This window comes from Francisella sp. SYW-2, from assembly GCF_008711475.1.
Lineage (GTDB): Bacteria > Pseudomonadota > Gammaproteobacteria > Francisellales > Francisellaceae > Francisella > Francisella salimarina.
The window spans coordinates 34,460-57,837 of the sequence record NZ_VXKO01000004.1; the positions used below are offsets into that span (position 1 = coordinate 34,460).

Here is a 23,378-nt window from a genome sequence, read left to right on the forward strand (position 1 = left end):
TATTTTGTTAGAATTTTTTATGGGAAGATCTAGAAGACATAAGAAACCTCAAGAAGGTGTTTTTGAAGCTGAAATTATAGCATTTAGTCATGATGGTAGAGGAATAGCAAAAGTTAATGGTAAAACGACTTTTATTCCATTTACATTAGCAGGGGAAGTAGTCAAGTTTGAGTATACATTTACAAAGGCTAAGTTTGATGAAGCAAAAGTAGTTGAATATATTAAAAAATCATCTAATAGAGTTAATCCTCCTTGTAAATATTTTGAAATTTGTGGAGGTTGTAGCTTACAACATATGTCTACAGATGCACAGATTGAGCACAAGCAACAAACCTTACTGAATCAACTTAAGTATATTGGCCAAGGAGTGGAACCTCTGAGTATTCTAGAACCATTACGTACGGCTAAAACCGAAGGATATCGTAATAAAGCACGTTTAGGTGTTAGATATGTCAATAAAAAGGGCAAAATTTTAGTAGGCTTTAGAGAACGTAATGGCAGATTTTTGGCTGATATAGATAAATGTATAGTCTTAAATCCTCTTGTGGGAGAGAAATTAACAGAAATTGCCTCTTTCATAGAGACACTTTCTATATATCAGCACATAGCTCAATTAGAGATTGCAATTGATGATGCTAGACCAGCGCTTATCGTGCGCCACCTTGAACCATTTGTGAATGAAGATCTCGAAAAGCTAAAAGCTTTTGGTTTGGAAAATGGCTACTGGATATATCTGCAATCAAAAGGTCCTGATACTATCTATAGGCTATATCCACAAGAAGATGTTGAGCCCAAGAAGTTAAGCTATCAACCAGTTACAGGGATAAATATCGGTTTTGAGCCTAATGATTTTACTCAAGTTAATAATGATATTAATAGAAAGATGATTAAAAGAGCTATTGATCTTTTAGAAATATCAGAAAATGATTCTATTATTGATTTGTTTTGTGGTTTAGGAAACTTTACGTTGCCAATTTCTCAGTATGCAAAAACAGTAATTGGCGTAGAAGGTGAGCAGACAATGGTTAGTAGAGCTAAAGAAACAGCTATTAGTAATAGTATTAATAATGTTAAATTTTATGCAGCTAATCTTTTTGAAAGTTTCGAAGATAAAGAGTGGTTTAATAATTTTGAATATAACAAAATGCTTTTAGATCCACCGAGAGCTGGGGCTCAAGAAGTTTGTAGCAATATTGAAAAATTTGATGTTGAGCGTATTGTTTATGTGTCATGTGATACGGCTACTTTAGCCAGAGATGCTGGAATTTTAGTAAATGACAAAGGCTATAAGCTAGTTAGTGCCGGAGTCATGGATATGTTTCCTCATACTATGCATGTTGAGTCAATAGCTGTTTTTGAGAAGGTATAATTATGTACATAGGTTTAGATATTGGTGGTAGTAATATTTCTGCAGGAATTTTTGATGAACATAAAAATCTACTTAAGACAGCCAAGGTAAAATCAAAAGGCAAAAGTGATTCTGATACGATTTTGGGTCAAATTTTTAAAGTTATTAACAAATTAATTGATGATTTAACAAGAGATAAAATAAAAGCTATAGGTATTGGTATAGCAGGTTTTGTTGATTCGAAAAATGGTATTTTAAACTTTAGTGCAAATATCAACCTCAACGGTATAAATATAGCTAAAAGAGTTAGTCAAAAATTTGATAATGTACCTGTTTTTGTCGAAAATGATGTAAATGTAGGTGTCATCGGCGAGTGGAAATATGGAGTTGGTAAGGGACATGAAAATATCGTTGGTATATTTGCAGGCACAGGGATTGGTGGTGGCCTAGTTATAAATAATCAGTTTCTATATGGTGTTACCGGCGGTGCTGGAGCTGTTGGCCATGTTACTATTAATACTGAAGGCACTTATTGTCAAAGTTGTGGTTCACAGGGTTGCGTAGAGACATATGCAGGTAAGGTAGGTATGGAAAATAGGATTCTAAACCTACATAAAAAGGGTATTAAAAGCTTGCTTATAGACTTGGTTCTAGAAAATAATGGTAAACTGAAAGGATCTCACCTAAAAAAAGCATTAGCTGCCAAAGATCCTGTAGCAGAAGACATAGTTAACTTAGCAATGACGAATTTAGGTATTGCAGTAGCTAATTATATAAATCTTTTGAATCCATCACTTGTATTGTTTGGTGGTGGCGTTATGGAAGCAATTGGGAGTGAGTATTTAGATGCTATATATTACTCATGCTCAAAATATGCTTTTAAGACAATGTTGGATGCTTGTGAATTAAAAATCGCAACTTTGGGTGATAACTCAGGTGTTTATGGAGCTATGGATATAGCAGTTAATAGATTGGAAGGAAATTGGTAATGTTAATAGGTGTAGATATTGGCGGTTCAAATATGGCTGCTGGACTGTTTGATGAAAGTAAAAAAGTAGTAGCTACGGCAAAAGTTAAATCAAAAGCAAAAGAAGAAACAAGTATTGTCATAGGTCAATTATTTAAAGTTATCGATAAGTTAATCGCAGAAATTCCTTCAGACAAGAAGCTTGATGGTATAGGTATTGGTGTAGCAGGGCTTATAGATAAAAGAACATCTGTTGTTCGTAGAAGTGTTAACATAAACCTTGATGGTGTTAATCTGAAAGAAGTTGTTGAAGATAGGTACAAGATTAAGTCTGAAGTAGATAACGATGTTAATGTTGGTATTTTAGGGGAAGCAAAATATGGAGCTGGTATTGGCCATGATGATATAGTTGGGGCTTTTGTTGGTACTGGTATCGGTGGTGGACTAGTTCTAAATGGTAAACTCTATGGTGGTAATAGCGGTTTAGCTGCTGAGTTAGGTCACACAATCATAAAACAAGGTGGAGCATACTGTCCAGGATGTGGATCTCAAGGTTGCTTAGAGGCATATGCTGGTAAAGTAGGTATAGAGAAAAAGATTGAAAACTTAGCAAAAAAGAAGATCAAAAGTACTCTTATTGAATTAGTAACTGAAAATGATGGTAAGCTAAAGAGTGGTCATATCAAAAAAGCACTTGAAACAAATGATGAGATAGCTAAGGATATACTTAGTGAGGCTATGGAGTATTTAGGTACTGGATTAGGTAGTGCTTTAAATATGATAAATCCTTCGATGGTGATATTAGGAGGTGGTGTTATGGAAGCTATTGGTGAACAATATTTACCACAAATCAAAAGAGCTGCTATGAGAAATTCATTTGCTGATATTTATGCAGAGTGTCAATTTAAACTTGCAAAGCTCGGGGATCAAGCAGGAATTTATGGTGCTATGGAGTTAGTTGCTGGTTAATCTAATTAGGATTATATTAATATGACTCGTGTTCTAAGTGAGTTTTTTTCTCAATTGTCTGCTTATTTTAAAGGCTTTAGAAATATAAGTTTGACGCAAATTTTTAATGATTGGAATATTTTTGAGATAGTATGGCTTATAGCTTCTGTGAGTATTCTAGCTGTCATAAGTATTTTGACTACAGATGATTATTTAGTGCTCACAGTTATAGCTACAGTCACTGGTATGTTAAATTTATTGTTAGTTGCTAAAGGTAAGATACTTAATTATTTTTTTGCGTTTGTAAATAATCTTACTTATGCTTACATTTGTTATACTCAGGGTATTTATGGACAGTTTTTACTTTTTGCATTTTTCTTTTTTCCAATGCAATTTTATGGTTTATATACTTGGACTAAGCCTCAGAATATAACAGAAAATAGTGATATCATCACAAAAACGCTATCTAACAAATATAGGATTTATCTTATTAGTGGAATTGTGCTAGCTGCATTTTTGTATGGTTTTTTCATTCTAAAAGGATACTTTCATCAACAGATAGGCTTAGTTGCTGACTCTCTAACTGGTGTGGTATCAGTTGTAGCAATTATTTTGATGGTTAAAGCATATATTGAGCAGTGGGTATTATGGATAGTTATTAATACTCTCTCAACAGTTATATGGGCGCAACAGTATTTTTCTGGTTCAGGGGATGGTGTCGCATTTTTGGCGATGTGGTTGATATATCTATTTAATGCAATATATGGCTATATAAACTGGCTAAAGCTTAAAAAAGACATATAGAATTTCTTATAAAAACTTTCCTATAATTTGCTTAACTTACTTAGTCCATTTCTATATAATCTGCTGTATTGATTATATATCTTACGGAGGGTAGAGCAATGACTGTTAGACAAACTCTATTTCTTATTCTTACTCCTATAGTTGCAATGTGTGTACTATCATTTGGCAATGGTTTCTTCACAACTTACTCATCAATAGAGCTAAATAGCCTTGGTCGTTCTAACTTAATGATAGGTATAATATCAGCAGCCTATTTTTTTGGAATGACAGCAGGATCATATTTCTCTCAATTTACGATAGTTAGAGTCGGATATATTCGTGCTTTTGTTTTATTTGCGTCTCTTATGGCAATTAGTACATTGATTGTAGGTGTCAATAAAAGCGTACCTGTTTGGGTGTTTTTCAGATTTGTATGTGGGTATTCTCTTGCAGCATTATTTATCGTTATAGAGAGTTGGTGTATTTTATCTGCAGAGAAAAAAAATCGAGGTTTAGTATTTTCGATATATCTATTTGTATATTATGGGACTCAAGCATTATCACAGTTAATGATAAATGTTCATTTTAGCAGTGGACTATTGGCATATTGCTTTATATCGTCGCTTTGTAGTATTGCAATTGTTTTGATGGCATTCACAAAAACAGTTGCTCCGGTACCACATTCTGAGGAGGTTTGTTCACCAATAAAAATTATCAAGAAAGTACCTCTTGCTATGGCTGCCAGTGTTATAGGTGGATCCCTTTTAGGTTCTATCTATACTTTGTTACCAATATTTATGGTTAGAGTAAATATTGATCATGATATGGTTTCCGTGTTAATGATGACAACTATTCTTGGAGGAATGTTACTACAAGTTCCTATGGGTAAAATCTCAGATCTTATCGATAGACGAAAAGTAATATTATTAGCAGGTGCCGGTATATTTATAGCATCTTCTCTTATAGCTCTATTCCACACATCTTATTTAATATTTGCAATAGTGATATTTGTATTTGGTGGTTGTGCTTTTGTGATATATCCATTGTCAATATCACATGCTAGTGACTTTTTGGAGGAGAATGAGGTGCTAGGAGCAATAGGGGTTTTAACAATTGCTTATGGTATAGGATCCGTTGCTAGTCCTATTATAATATCTAGTGTTATGTCTGTATTTGGGCCATTTGGATTTTTTATCATAACAGCAATACTTAGTGCTATTCTGTGTGTGTATTCAATATATAGAATTTTTGTAAGAAAGTCAGCGGTAGATACTTCTTCATTCACCATAGTTACGCCAGAGAGTCTTAACTTTAGTGAGGCTCAGGAGATAGTTTCAGAAAAATAATCTAAGTATATTAAATTGCAAAGCATACATTGCTAGCTTATAATTGATAGGATTTTTTTAAATTCATAATAAGACTTAATTTATCTAAAGGAGATTATAGTTATGTCATCACAAATCAAGCAAGTTTTTGCTAGACAAATATTAGATTCGCGTGGTAATCCTACTGTTGAGGTGGATGTGATTTTAGAAAGTGGTGCTTTTGGTCGTGCTGCTGTTCCTTCAGGAGCTTCTACGGGTATTAGAGAAGCATTGGAATTAAGAGATGGTAATAAATCTCTTTTCTTGGGTAAAAGTGTCTACAAGGCAGTTGAGAATGTTAATACAAAAATTGCTCAAGCTGTTAAAGGTTTGGATGCGTTAGATCAAAGATTAATAGACAAGACTATGATAGAGCTTGATGGTTCAGAGAATAAGGGTAATCTTGGAGCTAATGCTATTCTAGGTGTTTCATTGGCAACAGCTAGAGCTGCAGCATCTCAGTTGAGAAAACCTTTCTACCGTTACTTAATGGATGTTAAAGAGTATTTGATGCCAGTTCCGATGATGAATGTTATTAATGGCGGGTCACATGCGGATAATAATGTTGATATGCAAGAATTTATGATTGTTCCTGCTGGTTTTGAGACATTCTCTGAAGCGTTAAGATGTGGAACAGAGGTTTTTCATACACTTAAGAAAGTGCTAATAGCAGACGGTTACAGTGTCGCTGGTGTTGGTGATGAAGGTGGTTATGCTCCAGATTTGCCATCTAATGAAGCAGCTATCGAAGCGATTTTAAAAGCTATTAAGGAAGCTGGATATGAGCCAGGCAAACATGTATTTATAGCTTTAGATCCAGCAAGTAGTGAGTATTACAAAGATGGTAAATATGAGCTAGCATCTGAAGGGAAGTCTCTAAACTCTGAAGAAATGGTTGAATACTATGCTAAATGGGTAGAAAAATATCCTATCGTATCTATCGAAGATGGTATGGCAGAAGAAGATTGGGCTGGTTGGAAACTAATGACTGAGAAACTTGGTAATAAAGTACAGTTAGTTGGAGATGATTTATTTGTTACTAATCCAAGTATCCTAGCTAAAGGTATCGAGCAAGGTGTCGCTAACTCAATTTTGATTAAGCTAAATCAAATAGGTACTTTAACTGAGACTTTCGAAGCAATGGCAATGGCTGGTCAAGCGGGTTATACATGTGTAGTATCTCATCGCTCAGGTGAGACATCTGATACTATCATTGCAGATCTGGCAGTAGCAACATGTTCAGGACAAATTAAAACAGGTTCTTTATCTAGGTCTGATCGTATAGCTAAATACAATCAACTAATCAGAATTGAAGAAGAGCTAGGTGAAAATGCTATCTATCCAGGTGTTAAGGCATTTGTCTTTAGTTCAGAAGAAGCTGATCATGAAGTTCAAGAAATTGTTGTAGAAGAAAGTGAAACTGAAAAAGTTGTGGTTCAAGTAGAAGAATAATAGTTTCATGAGTATAAAATCTAATTCTTTTTTTTATATTTTTATTTCAATAGTTTTATTATTAATTGCCTTATTACAATATCAACTTTGGTTTAGTAATACAGGCTTATTAAAGTATGAGATTTTAAAAAAATCAATTGCTACACAGACAAAAGAAATCAAGCATAAATCTCAGACCAATGCTCAACTGTATTCAGAAGTAGTTTCGCTGCGTAAAAATAGTGAAGTGCTTGAGAGTTTGGCTCGTGAAAATATGGGGTTGATAAAGCAGGGAGAGATTTTTTATAGTGTCAAATAAGTATGTAATAATTCCAGCTGCTGGTATAGGCTCAAGGATGGAGTTGGATATTCCTAAGCAATATTACAAACTCATTAATGGTAAAACTATACTTGATAATACTTTAGAAAAATTTGTGGAAGATTCTTTCTTTGACAAAGTTATTGTGGCGATTAGTGATAGCGATAATCTTTGGAATACTTCTGAGTATTTTGATCATCCAAAAGTTCAATACTGTGTAGGTGGTGCTACAAGGTTCCATAGTGTTTATAGTGCGCTTAAATTTATCGGTGATCGTAAAAGTGATGATTGGATATTTGTACATGATGCGGCTAGACCTTGTGTGAATATAGAAGATGTCATAGCGCTTTATAATCAAACTCAAGACTCTCATACTCAAGCTGGTATCTTGGCTATTAGAGCATTTGAGACGGTTAAAAAGGTAGCTATAAAGATGATTATAGCTAAGACTATTGATCGACAAGATATTTGGCTTGCACAGACTCCACAACTATCAAGACTTGGTCAGTTAGAAAAAGCATTTGATTTTTGTTATACAAATAATCTCATAGATAAAATAACAGACGAAGCATCGGCTTTGGAGCTGTATGGTATAAACCCAATAGTCGTTGAAGGCTCTAGAAAGAATATTAAAATCACAACCCAAGATGATTTAGAGTTTGCTAACTGGCAGATTAGCTAGTTATCTATTTTAGTAGTAAACCTATTACATATCCAAATATTATTACTAATCCCATTATAAATAAAATAGAATCAAGTACTACACGTCTGTAGTTTTTGTATTGTATGTTTTTGTAGATTATTATCACGGGCAATACGTACAATAAGAAAGCTACGGTAGGAGCGACTAATATTCCTATAATGTTAAGTATCTTGAAATTACAGATTGTACATACCCATAAAATCATAAATATTAAACCGACACAAATTCTATTTATGACTGCTTCTGTGATATTGATCTTATAGATATTTCTAAAAAAGTATTTGAATAAATATTTTAATGCTTCTTTAGAGCCAATATAGCAACCGATAAATGAGCTTATAATAGCTGTAAAAACTATCATAGGAGCTAGAATGTTTAGTAATGTCCCTGGATGTTGTTCTTGTATTAGAGTTACTATTGAGAGGTTATTTATATTCGCTCTATCAAGGTCATGTATTGTGGTGCTGAGTAAGCAAGATGTTACGAATAATAGTACAAATATAAAAAGAATCAATGCATTAATCTGAAGGATTTTATATACTTTGTACTTCTCTTGCGAACGCTCTACTTTTACATAATCACGATAGAATATTACTAGACTAGAAATAACCGGTGAATGATTCATTGATAATATCAAAATTGGCAAGACCATTAATACACCTGTGATATAACTAATAGTGTCAAAATGACTATCAGTTATAAACTCAAAGTTCCAATATGGAATTATATATAGTGACAGTGTAATTACTAATATTATTAGAAATATTACTATTAGTTGCATAAATTTAAGGATTAAATTGATCCCTAAAGAAACAATAACTAATAGTCCAGCAAGAATACTAAAGCTAAACCATATATTAGTCGAAAGATTGGTGTTAACAATATGATAGTTTAATAAGAAGTTACTTAGTTCATTATTTAAACCAATTGAGTACATCGGCATATTTAAAAATATAGCAAAAAAATATAGGACTACACAAATTAGCCCAAATAGCTTACCAAGATTATGTGTGAAAACATCTGTGATGCCACCATTATCTGTATATAAAACTATATTCGCCATATTCTTATGTGAATAATATGTTAATGGTAGTGCAAAAATAAGGACTGTTACTAAAGCCCATAACCCACTATGCCCAGCTTGAACAGGAAGATATAATAATCCAGCTCCGATAGCAGTACCAAATAGTGTAAAAATCCACTGTATATCAACTTTAGTTGTATCTGTGTGATTCGAATTCTCCATTTAGTTACTCCAATCCAATATCACTTTGCCACATTGACCACTTTTCATTATTTCAAATCCTTTTTGATAATCATCGATATGAAGTCTGTGTGTGATGATTGGTTCCATATCCATACCTGCTTGAAGCATACTAGTCATTAGATACCATGTTTCAAACATCTCTCTGCCATAAATACCTTTAAGAGTAAGACCTTTGAACAAAATGGTTCCCCAGTCAACAGAGATATCTCCAGCTGATATGCCTAAAAGTGACAGCTTGCCACCATGATTCATAACATCAAGCATCATAGATATTGCTGAGTTAATCCCAGACATTTCTAAACCTACATCAAACCCTTCTGTCATGCCAATTTCTGACATGACTTTACGCATTTGTGCTGTCAATTGTTGTTGATTTTGAAACTCTGATACATTTACTGCAACAGTAGCTCCGAAGTCTCTAGCCATCTGAAGACGATATTCATTAATATCCGTGATAACTATTCTACGAGCACCACAGAATCTTGCTATTTTGACTGCCATAAGTCCAATAGGACCAGCTCCAGTTATAAGTATATCCTCACCAGTTAGGTTAAATGAAAGTGCTGTATGAATAGCATTACCCATAGGATCGAATGTACTAGCTATATCATCACTGATAGAATCAGGAATCTTAAAAACATTGACAGCAGGCATTACTAAGTATTCAGCAAAAGCTCCTTGTACATTTACACCTATGCCTATGGTTTTTCTACAAAGATGGCGCTTACCTGCCCTACAATTACGACATTGTCCACATACAAGATGACCTTCACCAGATACTCTATCGCCAACATCTACACTTGTAACACCATTTCCTTTGGCTACAACTTCACCAGCAAACTCATGTCCAGTAATCATTGGTACAGGTATGGTAGCTTGAGACCATTTATCCCAATTATAAATATGTAAATCAGTGCCACAAATTGCTGTTTTTTTAATTTTAATTAAAACATCATTGTAGCCATATTCTGGTATAGGAGCATCATTAAACATCCAAATACCAGGTTCTTTTTTTAATTTAGCAAGTGCTTTCATAGTTTGATTCCTATTAACTATATAATACCTAATTCTTTGGCAGCTTTTGTAAAGCCATCAACAGCTTTGTCAATTTGCTCAAAAGTATGGGCAGCAGACATTTGTGTTCTAATTCTGGCTTTACCCTTAGGTACCACTGGATATGAGAAAGCAATTACATATATACCATAATCTAGTAGCTTATCAGCAAATTCAGCTGCTTTTTTCTCATCATATATCATTACAGGAATAATAGGGTGTTCTCCTGGTATTAAATCAAAGCCTGCAGCAGTCATTTTTGATCTAAATCTCTGTTGATTTGCCTGTAATTGCTCTCTTAATTCATTTGAATTTTTAGTTATTTCTAAAGCTTTAATAGATGTTTTAGCTATTATAGGAGCTAAAGCATTTGAGAAAAGATATGGTCTAGAAAGATTTTTAAGTAAATCCACAACTTCTTTTTTAGCGCAAATATATCCACCTGAAGCGCCACCTAATCCTTTGCCTAAAGTACCAGTTAGGATATCAACTCTACCCATAACATCACAGTGCTCAATTGAACCTTTACCATTTTTACCAACAAACCCTGAAGCGTGAGAATCATCAACCATAACAATAGCATTATATTTATCAGCTAAGTCACAGATCGATTTTAGATCAGCAATAATACCATCCATTGAGAAGACGCCATCTGTAGCAATCATTTTAAATCTTGCTCCAGCTTGATCAGCCTCTATAAGTTTTGTTTCAAGGTCTTGCATATCATTATTGTTATATCTAAAACGCATCGCCTTGCACAATCTAACACCATCAATAATACTAGCATGATTAAGAGAATCACTTATAATAGCATCTTCTTTTGTAAGAAGTGTCTCAAAAAGCCCTGCATTGGCATCAAAACATGATGGATATAGGATTGTATCTTCAAACTCAAAGAACTCACTTAGTTCTTTTTCTAGTTGCTTATGCACAGAGTTTGTACCACAGATAAACCTAACTGATGCCATACCATAACCACATTCTTCAATATGGTTTTTTGCATAAGAAACTATTTCTGGATTATTTGCAAAGCCAAGATAGTTGTTTGCACAGAAGTTAATTAGTGTTTCACCATTTTCTAGATTAATTACAGGTTCTTGTGGAGTAGCTATTATTCTTTCACTTTTGTATGTGCCTGCTTCTTTTATTTCTAGTATTTTATTATTTACATTAGTATAGAAATTATTATTCATGATTAGTTTCCTCTCAAAAAATTAGAATTTAAAATATATTCGACTTTAGAATATTAGCTAATAAACATAAGTTTTAAAACAATTTAATGTCAAATTATATTGTCAATAAATGTTATTTTCTTTTTGCTAGATCGTAATCTGTAAATTTGCGCAAAGAAAACTATTTGAATTATTAATAATTTATTTGTTTTTTATTTCATTATGTAACTATAAATTAATCTTCGTATTCGAGTTTCAGCTATTATTTTTTATCTGGAGCTATTAGTTTTTGATAATTATTTATTTTTGGCTGTATGTTATATTGTGTCTCAATAAGAATCTAGCAGGACCTTTAAAGAAAAATTAATATTTATTTATGCAAATCATAATAAATAGGTTTTGAAAAAAAATTTGCTTGATTTGCTTGATTTGATAAGCATAAAATGAATCTGTAAGCAATAAACTTACAGTTATTAATGTTTGTATAAGGAGAAATTCATGAACAAAACAAAATTAGTTTCAATGGTATGCGCTTTGATGGGCGTTGGTTCTTTTGCAGTAGCTGAAGCGGCTCCAGTAAATGATGTTAAAACTTATGATTTTAAAGCACCATTTAAGGACTATAATAATAAAATTGTTTTAAGTATTAATAATGTGGCATCTGGTAAAACAGTTGAATTTACAAGTAACTTTAAACCTAAAGCAGGTTGGGGTAATTGTTTTGGTACAACTGTTGATAATGTTAATTTTGATACTACTCAGAATACCAGTGGTGATTTTGTAACAAAAATGACATTAAAAGATGATACTGCATCATTTAACTTTAGCCAGTCATGTGACATCATGGGTACAGACTCTGGTAATGCAGTTGTGCTGCCAGGGGTAGTAGTTCCCATCGTAAGCAGTCTAAAAGTAGATGGTAAAGATCTAGATATTCAAAGACCGTGTGAAAACAATGTCTGTGAGGATCCAACTCCAGGATATACAAATGCTGCATACTACGCACAGTGGGCTGTCTGGGGTCGTAAATATAATCCGTATGATTTCAAATACGATAAGTTAAACACTATAATTTATGCGTTTATAGGGTTTGATAAAAATACTGGTAATATCAAAACATTAGATGCTTCAGCAGACTCATGGGGTCTGTCTGCAGCAGCTAGAGCAGCTAAAAAGTATCCATACTTAAAGTCATTCTTGTCGTTTGGTGGTTGGACTAATAATGGAATTACAACGGCTCCAATGTTTGAAAAGCTAGCTTCTAGTCAGCAAAGTATGCAAAACTTTGCAGATCAGTCGATTGAATTAATGCGTAAGCTTGGTTTTAATGGTATTGATATCGACTGGGAGTGGTGGTCAGATTATGGTAATGATGTGGCGCCAGCTAAGAAGATGTTGGCTTTCTTCAAAGTTCTTCGTACTGAATTGGACAAGGCAGGTAAAGCAGATGGTAAAAAATACTATCTTGCTATAGCTGTGAACGGTGCTAGAAGTCGTATCGAGGCAATGGAAAATCCGAGTAATCCAAATAGCGTATCAGATTTCTGGAAGCAAACTGGTGAGCTGATGGATGAAATCAATATTATGACTTATGACTATCAAGGTGGTTGGGGTACTGGTTTCCCTGCATACTTCCAAGCGTCAACTGATTTCCCTAGTAATACTCCGTATAGTAATAGAGTGTACTCAGCTGGAAAAGGTCCTACTGATGCTGTTGATAATGTTACTGATGTTGCAGCTGATGGAGTAACTCTAGATCAAGCTATTGGTAAAGAAGGTGGTTGGTCAATCAAAGGATCTGTAGATGCGTATATTGCAGCAGGTGTGCCAGCTAAGAAGTTAATTGTTGGTTTACCGTTATATGCTAGATCAATGACGGTTGATAGTGATGTTGATGGTGGTCTATTCCAGACTATTACAGCACCAGGTATTGGTGACTACGAAGCTGGTGTATTTGACTATAAATGTCTAGTGAATCCAGTAAATGATCCTGTAACAGGATGTGGTACAGCTAAGCCTGTTAGTGGTCTATCTAATCTTAAGTATTATGATATTAGTCATAATGTTGATGTATTTAACAAATATGGTAAAGTTGCTATGCAACCTTGGGCATATAGTCCATCAACTAAATCATTTATAACTTATGATGACGTATGGTCTGTAGGTGAAAAGACTAAATATACTAAGAGTAGAAATCTTGGTGGTACTATGTTCTGGCAAGCAGACAATGATTCTACAGATCCAAATAAATCATTAATAAATGCGGTTGCTAAGGTCTATGCATCAGACACAATTAATGTTTCGGTAACAGATATTACAGAAAACTCAGCGACAGTATCATGGAATAAACCAGAATTAGATGGTTCTATTAGATACAAGATAGTAGTTAATGGTGATGTGGTTGCTGAGAATATTACAGCCCTTAATTATGTACTGACTAATTTAGAAAAAGGAACAAGATATAATGTAGAGGTTATCGCAAATACATCTGCTACATCTAGAGAAGATAGTCTAACTTTTGAGACTGTAGGTGCAGAACCAGCTGATGATCAAAACCAAGATCAGAATGATGATCAAAACAATAACGATGATCAAAATCAAGATCAAGGTGATGATCAAAATACTGATAATGGAGCAGCAAATACTTGGACAGCTGATGGAGTATACAACAAAGGCGACAAAGTAGTTATGAATGGTGTAACATATGAAGCGCAATGGTGGACTCAAGGCGAGAATCCTACTCAAACAGGTCAGTGGGGTGTATGGCGTACAGTTTCTGGTCAGACTGATAACCAAGATAATAACCAAAGTGATGACGCGGACCAGGGTAATGATCAAGGAAACACAGATCAAGGTAATACTGATACAAACCAAGGTAATGATAATGATAACTCATCAGCTTCAGGTACTTGGGATGCTACAAAAGTCTATAATAAAGGCGATAAAGTAACTTATAATGGTGTAAGTTATGAAGCACAGTGGTGGACTCAAGGTAACAAGCCTTCTGATGGTGGCGCTTGGAAGAAACCTATTGTAGCTGGTGGTGCTTGGGAGAGTGGCGTTGCTTACTCTGGAGGTCAAACAGTGACTTATCAAGGATCTACATACAAAGCTAAATGGTGGACTCAAGGAGATACTCCGTCAAACAGCAATGTTTGGGAAAAACAGTAATAATCTTTTGTCTAAAAATTCTAAATAATATTATTTCCTATTTCAATATACCTCCTGAATATTCAGTAAGGAGGTTATTTATTTTAAAGATCGTAATAAACTAATTCAAAACACTTAATTTAATAAACTTTTGTTATAATTAAATAAATTAGTCTATCTCGAGAAAATTATGAAAGTAGTTGAAATCAATCATCCTATGGTTAAACATAAATTAGGTCTTATGCGCGCATCGGTGATTAGCACACAAGAGTTTAGAAGATTAACTCAGGAAATAACTAGCTTATTAACTTATGAAGTCACAGCAGGGTTTGAACTTGAAAAAACAGAAATTTTAGGCTGGCAAGGTGAAAATATTGAAGTTGATCAAATTAAAGGTAAGAAATTGACTGTTGTACCTATACTTCGTGCTGGACTTGGTATGATGGATGGAGTGTTTGAGCATGTACCCGCTGCAAAAGTTAGTATGGTTGGTATGTATCGAGATGAAGAAACTGCTAAACCAGTGGCTTATTTTGCTAAACTTTGTGATAAGCTTGATGAGAGAGTGGCACTAATAGTGGATCCAATGTTGGCGACAGGTGGGTCTATGATTGAGACTGTTACATTATTAAAAAAAGCAGGATCAAAAGATATCAAAATTATTACTCTGGTATCTGCGCCAGAAGGTATAGAAGCATTAGCGAATGCTCATCCAGATGTTGAGTTATACACAGCATCTATAGATAGTCATCTAAATGAGAAAAAATATATAATTCCAGGTCTTGGTGATGCTGGGGATAAGATATTTGGAACTAAATAAGTCAAAAAAATAACTAAAAATCTAACTAAAATAATAATTATGTATTATAGTTTATGGTTACTATTAATTTCTTTTAAAAATATATAATGCAAAAGTATCGCTTATTGATTGAGACAGATGACCAAAAAGGCTTGGTTTATAAAGTTTCAAAAATTATCTATGAAAATAATCTCAATGTTGAGAGAAACTCTGAATTCGTTGATAAACAGCATAATAAATTTTTTATGCGTACTGAGTTTTCTGGAGAAGTAAATATTGAGCAAATGCTGGTTGATTTAGAGAGTACTTTACCTACTGATTCAGAGATTAAACTAGTAGATTCTTCTAAGAAAAATATAGTTATCTTGGCTACAAAAGAAATGCATTGCTTAGGGGATTTGCTCATAAAACATGCGGAAGGAAAACTAGATGCGAATATTACCGCAGTAATATCAAACTACGATAATCTTAAGAATCTGGTAGAGAAGTTTGATATCCCATTTGAGTATGTTTCTCATGAGAGGATTTCTCGAGAAGAACATGAGGAAAGAGTCCAAAACATCATAAGAACTTATGATTATGATGTAATTGTACTTGCAAAGTATATGAGAATATTGTCTCCAAATTTTGTTGAGCAATTTCAAGGTAAGTTACTTAATATTCATCATTCATTTTTACCAGCATTTATCGGGGCTAATCCTTATAAGCAGGCTTATGAAAGAGGGGTGAAAATAATTGGTGCAACTAGTCATTTTGTCACAGATGACTTGGATGAAGGACCAATTATAGCTCAGGATATAATTAGGGTAGATCATAATTACTCATGGCAAGACATGCGAGATGCTGGACATGATGTTGAAAAAAATGTCTTATCAACAGCTTTGAGCCTAGTTCTTAATGATAGAATTTTTATTTACAATAATAAAACAGTAATTCTTTAAGAGACTTTGCCCTACAGGTTGTTAATGTAAAGCAAAGTACTAATCTAAAAAGCTAAAATTTATATCAGGAAATTTAATTATAGAAGATAATTGAGAATTTTAGACTGAATTAGTTATAGGCTACTCCTTTGATGCCATCAACCCAAGTCCAGCCTTGATAGTCATCTGAATTTAGAATCCAAGTCATTACACCGCCGTATTGACTATAGTTACCAAGACCACCGTTAGTAATGTCTTTAGTTATATCAGCAGGTTTGTATAATCCTGAACCTGAGCATTCAGCTGTCGCTAAACAAGTTCCTGTTCTGTACTCAGACTCAGATACTGATGGATCTTTAAAGTTTGGTACTCCTAAGACTATCTTTGTTTCTTCTGGTACATAAAATGCGTCAGCAGGTACGCCAGGCATTTTATCGCGTGTTTGAGGGCTTAGTAGCTCAAATGTTTTGGTCAAGAAGCCAACATCTTGTCCTTTAAGTCCAGAGAAGTTAGCACCACCATACTGGTTGTATGTTTGTATAAAGAAAGCGTCAAAGTGAGCATTATTTACAAAGTTTTGAGTATACATAGGTTCAGCAAACTTAGCACTACCACTTGCCCATTGACCGCTTCCATACCAACCTTGTATTTGAGGAGCTGCCGTTAGATACATGTCTTTACCAGTGATGTTTTTGTACTCGGCTCTAGTTGCTTCGATATAGCGTAAGAAGTTTGCATCTATTTTAGCTGATCCAACAGGGTGCTCAACATCTATATCTAAACCATCAAAGTTGTGTCCTGCAATGAATTTACCCATAGCTTTACCAGCAGATACTGCTTTTTCTCCACTCATATCAGGTCTGAAGAAGTTGACTCCTCCACCAATAGCTATTAAAGCAATACCACCTTTTTGATGAATTGTTTCCATTTGAGTAGGCAGCTGGGCAATTAGGCTATCTTCCCATTTAAGTTGCATGTTATCTACCTCAAAAGGACTGTCAAAGAAAACTGTACCGTCAGTATCTTGACCAATAAAAGCATATACTAGTACATTGTAGCCTCTGTCAAGAGCTGTTGAAATCATTTGATTTGTGGTATCTGGTTGACTATACCATGTAGAGTTGTAGCCTTTAACATAACCTACAACAACTCTATCAGGCCAGCCATCTTTTGACGAGCTATTTTCAGTAATTTTTAGTGAGATTTGTTGAGTATCTTGGTTAGCTGTGAAAGATGTTGGAGTCACAGCAAGTTTAAATCCAGCAATTGCGGCTACTGCAATATTCCAAGTATTTCCGTCTTTTGGTACTTCTACAGTAATTGAAGAGTTACTCTTAATATCAACTTCTTTAGTATCACCATTTTCGTTAGTTAGTGTAAGAGTTGTTGCTTTATCTTTTGGCAGGCCTTCTACTGCTATCGAAATACTCTCGGTAGGAACCTGTTTCTTAGCAAATGTAACATCAACTGCTGTTGTATTAAAATTAGTAACAGTTATAGCGTAAGTCTTGCTAGGAGTATAGTTATAACCATTAGTTGTAAAACTACCTATAGTAAGAGTATAGCCTGTACCACTTTCAGATGAAGGGATATGATCTAAAGTTGTAGAGTCATTGATTTTAAGATTGCCATTACTAACAACGTTTCCATTGGTATCTTTAAGAGTATACGTAGCTGTAGGGTTGCCTGTTACTTCCGCTGAGGCATTTATTTTGATAGATCCTTCTTCGGCAGGCTTAGGAGCTGTGTATTCTATATTGACTGTTTTAGAGGCATTTTTAGCAAGAGTGAATGAGGCTGGTGTAGCAGAACCTGTAGCACCATCAATAGCTGGTACACTTACTGTTAAATCTGAGCTATTTCCAACTACAACTTCTAGATTAGTAGTAGAACCCCATTTAGCATTAGTTGATTCTGCTATTTTTTGACCATCTTTTAGGATCTGAACATCTGCTAATTTGTCTTTTGCGATGAAGTCAGGTTTTGCAGGTAGTACTATTGAGACAGTTGCTTTACCTTGTTCAGTTACAGGTCCTTCATTTTTCCATACCCCCCATTGTCCAGATTGGCCAGGATTTTCTCCGCGTGTCCACCATTTAGCAGTATATAAGTTACCATTATATATAGCTTGAGAAGGTTTGGATTTGTCGCTTGGATTGTATACAGTATTCGCATCCCATTGTTGTACTGAATCACCAGGATTTACTGGGTCTGGTGTAGGAGTCGGTTCCGGAGTTGGCTCTGGTGTAGGCTCCGGAGTCGGAGATGGATCATTACCAATAACATCCCAAGCATCAGAACCATATGTTCCACTAGGCTTATATGCAGCAATTTGACACCAACCAGAAGCTGGCCAGCCTTTACACTTATATGTTTTGCCACCATCAGTTACTTGAGAGCCTGCAACATATGACTTTAGGTTTGCAGTAGACCAAGCATCAGTAGCATTAGCTATTGAAAATGATCCTATACCTATCAAAGCACAAACCATAGTAGGTGTTAGTTTAAGTTTATTTTTCATAATGGAATTCTCCTAATACAAGTATTAATAACCGTAAGCGTATTGCTTACAAATTAATTTTATGCTTACGAAATAAAGCTAATCAAGAAAAAAATATTTTTCCTGATGTTTATTATGATTTGCATAAATAAATATTAATTTTTCTTTAAAGCTGGTTATGTATTATTGATTGCGACACAATATAACATATTGTGATAAATTGTTAATTATCAAAAACTAATAGCTGGCTGTAAAAACTAATAGCTAAAATATCTATAACTAATGGAATTGTTATATATTTTTAAATGCTATAATTTTGTTCATAAGTAGATTTTTGATTCTTTAGATGCACAAAAAAATATTTTTATTATCTTTACCACTTATACTATCGAATCTAGTTTTACCAATGGTTGGTATTGTCAATACTGCATTAATTGGACATCTCAGTGACAGCAATTATCTTGCTGCAATAGGCTTAGGAGTTTCAATAATAAATGTTATTTGTTTCATGTTTTCATTTTTTAGAATGAGTTTGACAGGGTTGATAGCTCAGTCATTAAATAATCTTGAAAAGATGCTAGAAATAGTTATAAAGGCCGTGTTAATTGCATTACTAATATCAATAATTGTTTTTAGTCTTAAAAGTGTGATTCTGGTTGTTGTATTAAAAATAGTAAATACTTCATTTGATATAAAAATGTTACTAGCAAACTTTTATAATATTGCTATTTATATTTTGCTTTTTTCATTACTAAATTATATTTTTATTGGTTTCTTTATTGGTGTTGGAAATCCTAGAGTAGTACTTTATAGTTCTATTATCTACATGAGTGTAGCAATAGGCTTGAGCACGCTCTTGGTGGTTATTTTAAATTACAATGTTGTTGGTGTAGCGATTTCTTTAGTTATAGCCTCTGCTAGTTGTAGTATTTATCTGAGTACAAAAATATTTAGATATTTCTATAAATTAGGTAGTTTTAGTATCAAAAAGTTGGTGGATTATAAGCTCTTAAATTTGCGTAGTTATATGCCTTTTCTTCAACTTAATATAAATATTTTTGTGCGTTCTTTATGTTTATTATTAGCATTTAATTCTTTTTATATATTTTCTTCGAATTACGGAAAAACTATTCTAGCAGCAAATACTATACTTGTAGAAATAGGTATGTTTTTTGCGATGTTTCTAGATGCTCTTGCTAATACAACTGAGTCGTTAGTTGCTCAAGCGTACGTTGATAAAAATACTAGCCTATTGAGAGAAACTATTTACAAAACATTTGTGCAAAGTATGATACTAACTCTGGTTTTATCTTTGGTTTATTTTTCTTTTAGTGGTTATATAATATCAATCTTTACCGATATTGTAGATGTTAAGATCCAGATAAATAAATATATTATTTTTTCGTTTCTTATGCCGTTATTTGCAAGTTTTAGCTTTTGGATAGATGGTGTGTTTGTAGGTCTCCTAAAGACTGTAGCAATGAGAAATGCGATGATTTTATCATCAGGAGTGTATATTGCTTTTGTTTTTTTATTACAACCCTATGAAAATTATGGCTTATGGATTGCGCTAATATTATTCTATATAGCTAGAACAGTATTTTTGATGCCTCCACTAGGTGAGTATATTAAAAAAGGAGTTTAAATGCCGCATATAATCTTAGAAGTACCTCAACAATTTGATACAGAATTAGCAAAGAAGGTAATAAATTTAGCGCAGCAATTTTTGGTAGAGAAGTTACCAACTAGATTAGAAACCTTTAAAAGTAGAGTTTATAGGTACAGTTTTAGTAGTGTAGCAGGAGATTATAGCTTAGATGTAATCCATGTGCATATTAAAGTTCTAAAAGGAAGAAAGCCTGAGCATCTAGAAGAAATCTCACAACAATTGAAAGCTAAAATTCGCCAATTATTAAATTCTGAAGTTAATCTAGACAATTATAGTGTAACTTTAGAGTTGATGGAGCTATCTACTGCTTATGCTAATTAATATTTGATTATCGTTATTATTTCACTAATATATACTAAAATCTTCAAACTTAGATATTAGAAAATTAATGAAAAACTATAATAGATTACTATTTTCATCATTAGGTGCTGCTTTTGAGTTCTATGATTTTGCAATATATTCTGTATTTGCTGTAGCTATTGGTAGTAAGTTTTTTGATAAAAGTAGTTCTATAAGTAATACTTTATTGGTTTTTTTAGTTTATATCGTTGGATATCTTGTGCGTCCTATTGGTGCTTGGGGGTTTGGATATATCGCTGATAAGAAGGGTAGAGCATTTGTCTTGAGGCTTAATATGTTCTTACTATTCTTCGCAACTCTTGCATTGGCTTTTTTACCCACGATAGAAAGTATTGGTGTTTTAGCTACTATTTTGTTTGTTGGATTGCGCTGTATACAATCATTGGCAGTAGGTGCTGAGATACCAGTATCAGTAGTATATATTGTCGAGAACTACCCTCAAAGACAAGGCTTTATGACAAGTATAGTGTTTTGTTGTTTGAGTATTGGGATTATGATGACATCACTTGTACTGTTTATATTAAATCATTTTACTAGCCAAAGCTTTATCGAAAATTACGGTTGGCGGATTGGATTTTTTATAGGTGCTTGTTTTACATTTATATTATTTTTCTTGAGAAAAAATATTGTAGATATTCCTAAAGTTACTGAAATGTTAGATAAACCTCGCTCTGAAAACTCTATGTTTATTGTGAAAGTAATTGTTGGTATAGCCTTAGTTGCTTGTATTGCTATGTTAACTACTCAGCTATATATGTTTTTACCCGCGTATAAACAAATGTATGTAGAGTCAAATTATGATATTTCTAGTTTACTTCTAACTGGTTCTATAATTATGGCGGTTAGTTGTTTGTTAGGTGGTTTTATTAGTGATTATGTATCTAAGTCTAAGATGATGGCGCTATTGATTTTGATAAGTATAGCAGTAACCCCAATCTTCTATAAAAATATGATTGCCGGAACTGATGTTTTTGCATGTTTTATTATTTTGTCAATTATAATGGGATTTTTTGCTTCAACATACAATGTGATTATTACAAATTTTTTTAGATTAGAGTATAGATGTCGTGGTTATGGTATTGCCTATAATTTGGGATATCTGATATTTTCTGCAGGTATACCTGCTCTGACAATATCACTTATAGCTACAACTAATAGCCTTTTAGTACCAGTGTATTTAGTTGTATTTGCTGGAGCTGTATCATTTTTTGGGATTGCTACGGCTAGTTGGTTTATGAGAAAGGCTTAAAAATCATTGCTGAAGGGTCTGATTTGAATTGATTATATAGTTCTATTATATATCTATCGGTCATAGATGATATGTAATCGCTTATTATTCTGGCTTTACCATGAGAGCTATGAGTGTTATAGAATATAGCACCAATATCATCTGGTAGTAGGCTTTCATCCGGAGTTGAGCTAATCAAAATATCAAAAATCTCTGAAATTATCTCTCGACCACGATACCTTAAGACATTAAGTTTAGGTGATTTTATTATTTTAAATAAAATATATTTTTTAAGTACTTCGACTTGTTTTCTAATTTCATTATTTAAATATACCTTTGAAATAATAGGAACTTCTAGGTTTAGGTCTAGCTCAATATTTTGAATGCAACTATTGACTAGTTTCGAGGTTAGTTTTGTACGTAACAAGCTATTATTAGCAATATTTTTTGATATCTTGTATATCTCCGTGCTATCTATATTGAAATCAATATAATCTGAAAATATATCTTTGAGGATATTTCGAATTTCATCTTTGGTTATCTCTAAATCGTTAGGCATTGCATTATAGATTTTATCTAGAAGCTTGTTATCAATACTTGCCATAGATAGTGGATCTATAAATCCGCCTTTAAGAGCATCTTCGACATCATAAGTTGAATAAGCAATATCATCTGCTACATCCATAATATAACATTCTATAGTTTTGAAGTTTTCTGTAGTTGTTATGCCATAGGGCTCGAGGAGCTTATGTTTGATATCTTCAACTAGTCTTGATTCTTCATTATAGTAGCCCTTCGTAAGCTTACCTAGATCACTAATTGGTGGAATAAGCTGATCATATTTTATAGTTGCTGCGAGAGTTCTATATGTTAGGTTTAAACCAAAAGTTTGCTTCTGATCAATATCTTTTTTCGCAGTATGTGATATTAGTCGTAGCGTCTGAGCATTACTTTCAAAACCACCAAAATTACGCATTTTTTTATTTAAGGCAACTTCACCATTATGACCAAAAGGAGGGTGACCAATATCATGACAGAGTGCTGCTGTTTCAATTAGATCATAATCTAAATTTAGACCATGTTCTGTGTTGAGTTTAACAGCTATAGATTTAGCTATTTGCGCTACTTCTAGAGAGTGAGTAAGCCTATTTCTAAAAAAGTCATTTTCAAAACTAGGGAAAATTTGTGTTTTTGCTTGAAGTCTTCTAAATGATGAAGAGTGGACAACACGAGCATAATCCCTTCTAAAAGGAGAAAAGTTATCTTTTTTTGATATATCATTATTTTGTCTTAGATAATCATTTTCATGATAAAGATTTAATGCCATATATACTCGAATATAATTTGTGATTATATATTAAATATTAGAGTAAATGATTAGATATGCAATATTTTAG

General features: G+C 33.4%; 19 protein-coding genes. 14 read left to right on the forward strand and 5 right to left on the reverse strand.

All coding sequences use genetic code 11. From position 1 onward, the window contains the following. Window positions 1-19 precede the first annotated feature (19 nt). The 8 genes from rlmD to ispD all read left to right on the forward strand — a co-directional run bounded on the left by rlmD (window position 20) and on the right by ispD (window position 7,842). Window positions 20-1,369: a 23S rRNA (uracil(1939)-C(5))-methyltransferase RlmD gene (gene rlmD / locus F3D57_RS02415; RefSeq protein ID WP_150465068.1), complete on the forward strand. Its 1,350-nt coding sequence runs from the start codon at window positions 20-22 to the stop codon at window positions 1,367-1,369. 2 nt (window positions 1,370-1,371) lie between these two features. Beyond that, window positions 1,372-2,337 carry an ROK family protein gene (locus tag F3D57_RS02420; protein WP_150465069.1) on the forward strand — a complete coding sequence of 322 codons (966 nt, stop codon included), beginning with the start codon at window positions 1,372-1,374 and terminating at the stop codon, window positions 2,335-2,337. Further along, entirely contained in the window at window positions 2,337-3,284 is a 948-nt protein-coding gene (locus F3D57_RS02425; protein ID WP_150465070.1) for an ROK family protein, read from the forward strand. Before F3D57_RS02420 ends, F3D57_RS02425 begins: the two co-directional genes overlap by 1 nt. Window positions 3,285-3,305: 21 nt before the next feature. Then, the gene (pnuC, locus tag F3D57_RS02430) at window positions 3,306-4,067 is read left to right on the forward strand and encodes a nicotinamide riboside transporter PnuC (RefSeq protein WP_150465071.1); all 762 of its coding nucleotides are present in this window, start codon (window positions 3,306-3,308) and stop codon (window positions 4,065-4,067) included. Between the two features lie 98 nt (window positions 4,068-4,165). After that, a complete protein-coding gene (locus tag F3D57_RS02435) occupies window positions 4,166-5,392 on the forward strand; it encodes an MFS transporter (protein WP_013923475.1) in 1,227 nt (408 codons plus the stop codon). 102 nt (window positions 5,393-5,494) lie between these two features. Then, window positions 5,495-6,862, forward strand: a complete 1,368-nt coding sequence (eno, locus tag F3D57_RS02440; protein WP_150465072.1) for a phosphopyruvate hydratase — start codon at window positions 5,495-5,497, stop codon at window positions 6,860-6,862. A 7-nt stretch (window positions 6,863-6,869) separates the two neighbouring features. Beyond that, window positions 6,870-7,160: an FtsB family cell division protein gene (locus tag F3D57_RS02445; RefSeq protein ID WP_013923473.1), complete on the forward strand. Its 291-nt coding sequence runs from the start codon at window positions 6,870-6,872 to the stop codon at window positions 7,158-7,160. After that, entirely contained in the window at window positions 7,150-7,842 is a 693-nt protein-coding gene (gene ispD, locus F3D57_RS02450; RefSeq protein WP_146421095.1) for a 2-C-methyl-D-erythritol 4-phosphate cytidylyltransferase, read from the forward strand. The genes F3D57_RS02445 and ispD overlap by 11 nt, the downstream gene beginning before the upstream one ends. Window positions 7,843-7,846: 4 nt before the next feature. Here the strand turns inward: ispD and F3D57_RS02455 are convergent, their stop codons facing one another. The 3 genes from F3D57_RS02455 to F3D57_RS02465 are packed head-to-tail and all read right to left on the reverse strand — an operon-like array spanning window position 7,847 to window position 11,376. Continuing rightward, the gene (locus F3D57_RS02455; protein WP_146421096.1) at window positions 7,847-9,109 is read right to left on the reverse strand and encodes an amino acid permease; all 1,263 of its coding nucleotides are present in this window, start codon (window positions 9,107-9,109) and stop codon (window positions 7,847-7,849) included. Next, a complete protein-coding gene (tdh, locus tag F3D57_RS02460) occupies window positions 9,110-10,165 on the reverse strand; it encodes an L-threonine 3-dehydrogenase (protein ID WP_150465073.1) in 1,056 nt (351 codons plus the stop codon). A gap of 17 nt (window positions 10,166-10,182) precedes the next feature. Further along, window positions 10,183-11,376, reverse strand: coding sequence for a glycine C-acetyltransferase (locus F3D57_RS02465; RefSeq protein WP_150463795.1), 1,194 nt, complete (start codon window positions 11,374-11,376; stop codon window positions 10,183-10,185). Window positions 11,377-11,853: 477 nt separating this feature from the next. On the opposite strand from F3D57_RS02465, the gene F3D57_RS02470 reads away from it, so the two are divergent. The 3 genes from F3D57_RS02470 to purU all read left to right on the forward strand — a co-directional run bounded on the left by F3D57_RS02470 (window position 11,854) and on the right by purU (window position 16,245). Continuing rightward, entirely contained in the window at window positions 11,854-14,526 is a 2,673-nt protein-coding gene (locus F3D57_RS02470; protein WP_146421099.1) for a glycosyl hydrolase family 18 protein, read from the forward strand. A 169-nt stretch (window positions 14,527-14,695) separates the two neighbouring features. Further along, window positions 14,696-15,325, forward strand: coding sequence for a uracil phosphoribosyltransferase (upp, locus tag F3D57_RS02475; RefSeq protein ID WP_146421100.1), 630 nt, complete (start codon window positions 14,696-14,698; stop codon window positions 15,323-15,325). 86 nt (window positions 15,326-15,411) lie between these two features. Continuing rightward, window positions 15,412-16,245 (forward strand): formyltetrahydrofolate deformylase, encoded by an 834-nt coding sequence (purU, locus tag F3D57_RS02480; protein ID WP_146421101.1) that lies wholly within the window; start codon window positions 15,412-15,414, stop codon window positions 16,243-16,245. 109 nt (window positions 16,246-16,354) lie between these two features. On the opposite strand, the gene F3D57_RS10415 is transcribed toward purU, so the two are convergent. Then, window positions 16,355-18,745 carry a glycosyl hydrolase family 18 protein gene (locus F3D57_RS10415; protein WP_150465074.1) on the reverse strand — a complete coding sequence of 797 codons (2,391 nt, stop codon included), beginning with the start codon at window positions 18,743-18,745 and terminating at the stop codon, window positions 16,355-16,357. A 325-nt stretch (window positions 18,746-19,070) separates the two neighbouring features. Here F3D57_RS10415 and F3D57_RS02490 point away from each other — a divergent pair, with 325 nt between their 5' ends. The 3 genes from F3D57_RS02490 to F3D57_RS02500 all read left to right on the forward strand — a co-directional run bounded on the left by F3D57_RS02490 (window position 19,071) and on the right by F3D57_RS02500 (window position 22,002). Next, on the forward strand, window positions 19,071-20,369 hold the full coding sequence (locus F3D57_RS02490) for an MATE family efflux transporter (RefSeq protein ID WP_150465075.1): 1,299 nt from the start codon (window positions 19,071-19,073) through the stop codon (window positions 20,367-20,369). Next, window positions 20,370-20,714, forward strand: coding sequence for a hypothetical protein (locus F3D57_RS02495; protein ID WP_150465076.1), 345 nt, complete (start codon window positions 20,370-20,372; stop codon window positions 20,712-20,714). It abuts the gene before it with no gap. Between the two features lie 67 nt (window positions 20,715-20,781). Continuing rightward, a complete protein-coding gene (locus F3D57_RS02500) occupies window positions 20,782-22,002 on the forward strand; it encodes an MFS transporter (RefSeq protein WP_150465077.1) in 1,221 nt (406 codons plus the stop codon). On the opposite strand, the gene dgt is transcribed toward F3D57_RS02500, so the two are convergent. After that, window positions 21,986-23,308, reverse strand: coding sequence for a dGTP triphosphohydrolase (gene dgt, locus F3D57_RS02505; RefSeq protein ID WP_150465078.1), 1,323 nt, complete (start codon window positions 23,306-23,308; stop codon window positions 21,986-21,988). The two genes, F3D57_RS02500 and dgt, sit on opposite strands and share 17 nt — an antisense overlap. Between the last annotated feature and the right edge of the window lie 70 nt (window positions 23,309-23,378).

Coding starts and splice junctions, on each gene's coding strand:
- rlmD (WP_150465068.1), top strand. CDS start 20: ATGGGAAGATCTAGAAGACATAAGAAACCTCAAGAAGGTGTTTTTGAA.
- F3D57_RS02420 (WP_150465069.1), top strand. CDS start 1,372: ATGTACATAGGTTTAGATATTGGTGGTAGTAATATTTCTGCAGGAATT.
- F3D57_RS02425 (WP_150465070.1), top strand. CDS start 2,337: ATGTTAATAGGTGTAGATATTGGCGGTTCAAATATGGCTGCTGGACTG.
- pnuC (WP_150465071.1), top strand. CDS start 3,306: ATGACTCGTGTTCTAAGTGAGTTTTTTTCTCAATTGTCTGCTTATTTT.
- F3D57_RS02435 (WP_013923475.1), top strand. CDS start 4,166: ATGACTGTTAGACAAACTCTATTTCTTATTCTTACTCCTATAGTTGCA.
- eno (WP_150465072.1), top strand. CDS start 5,495: ATGTCATCACAAATCAAGCAAGTTTTTGCTAGACAAATATTAGATTCG.
- F3D57_RS02445 (WP_013923473.1), top strand. CDS start 6,870: ATGAGTATAAAATCTAATTCTTTTTTTTATATTTTTATTTCAATAGTT.
- F3D57_RS02455 (WP_146421096.1), bottom strand. CDS start 9,109: ATGGAGAATTCGAATCACACAGATACAACTAAAGTTGATATACAGTGG.
- tdh (WP_150465073.1), bottom strand. CDS start 10,165: ATGAAAGCACTTGCTAAATTAAAAAAAGAACCTGGTATTTGGATGTTT.
- F3D57_RS02465 (WP_150463795.1), bottom strand. CDS start 11,376: ATGAATAATAATTTCTATACTAATGTAAATAATAAAATACTAGAAATA.
- F3D57_RS02470 (WP_146421099.1), top strand. CDS start 11,854: ATGAACAAAACAAAATTAGTTTCAATGGTATGCGCTTTGATGGGCGTT.
- upp (WP_146421100.1), top strand. CDS start 14,696: ATGAAAGTAGTTGAAATCAATCATCCTATGGTTAAACATAAATTAGGT.
- purU (WP_146421101.1), top strand. CDS start 15,412: ATGCAAAAGTATCGCTTATTGATTGAGACAGATGACCAAAAAGGCTTG.
- F3D57_RS10415 (WP_150465074.1), bottom strand. CDS start 18,745: ATGAAAAATAAACTTAAACTAACACCTACTATGGTTTGTGCTTTGATA.
- F3D57_RS02490 (WP_150465075.1), top strand. CDS start 19,071: ATGCACAAAAAAATATTTTTATTATCTTTACCACTTATACTATCGAAT.
- F3D57_RS02495 (WP_150465076.1), top strand. CDS start 20,370: ATGCCGCATATAATCTTAGAAGTACCTCAACAATTTGATACAGAATTA.
- F3D57_RS02500 (WP_150465077.1), top strand. CDS start 20,782: ATGAAAAACTATAATAGATTACTATTTTCATCATTAGGTGCTGCTTTT.
- dgt (WP_150465078.1), bottom strand. CDS start 23,308: ATGGCATTAAATCTTTATCATGAAAATGATTATCTAAGACAAAATAAT.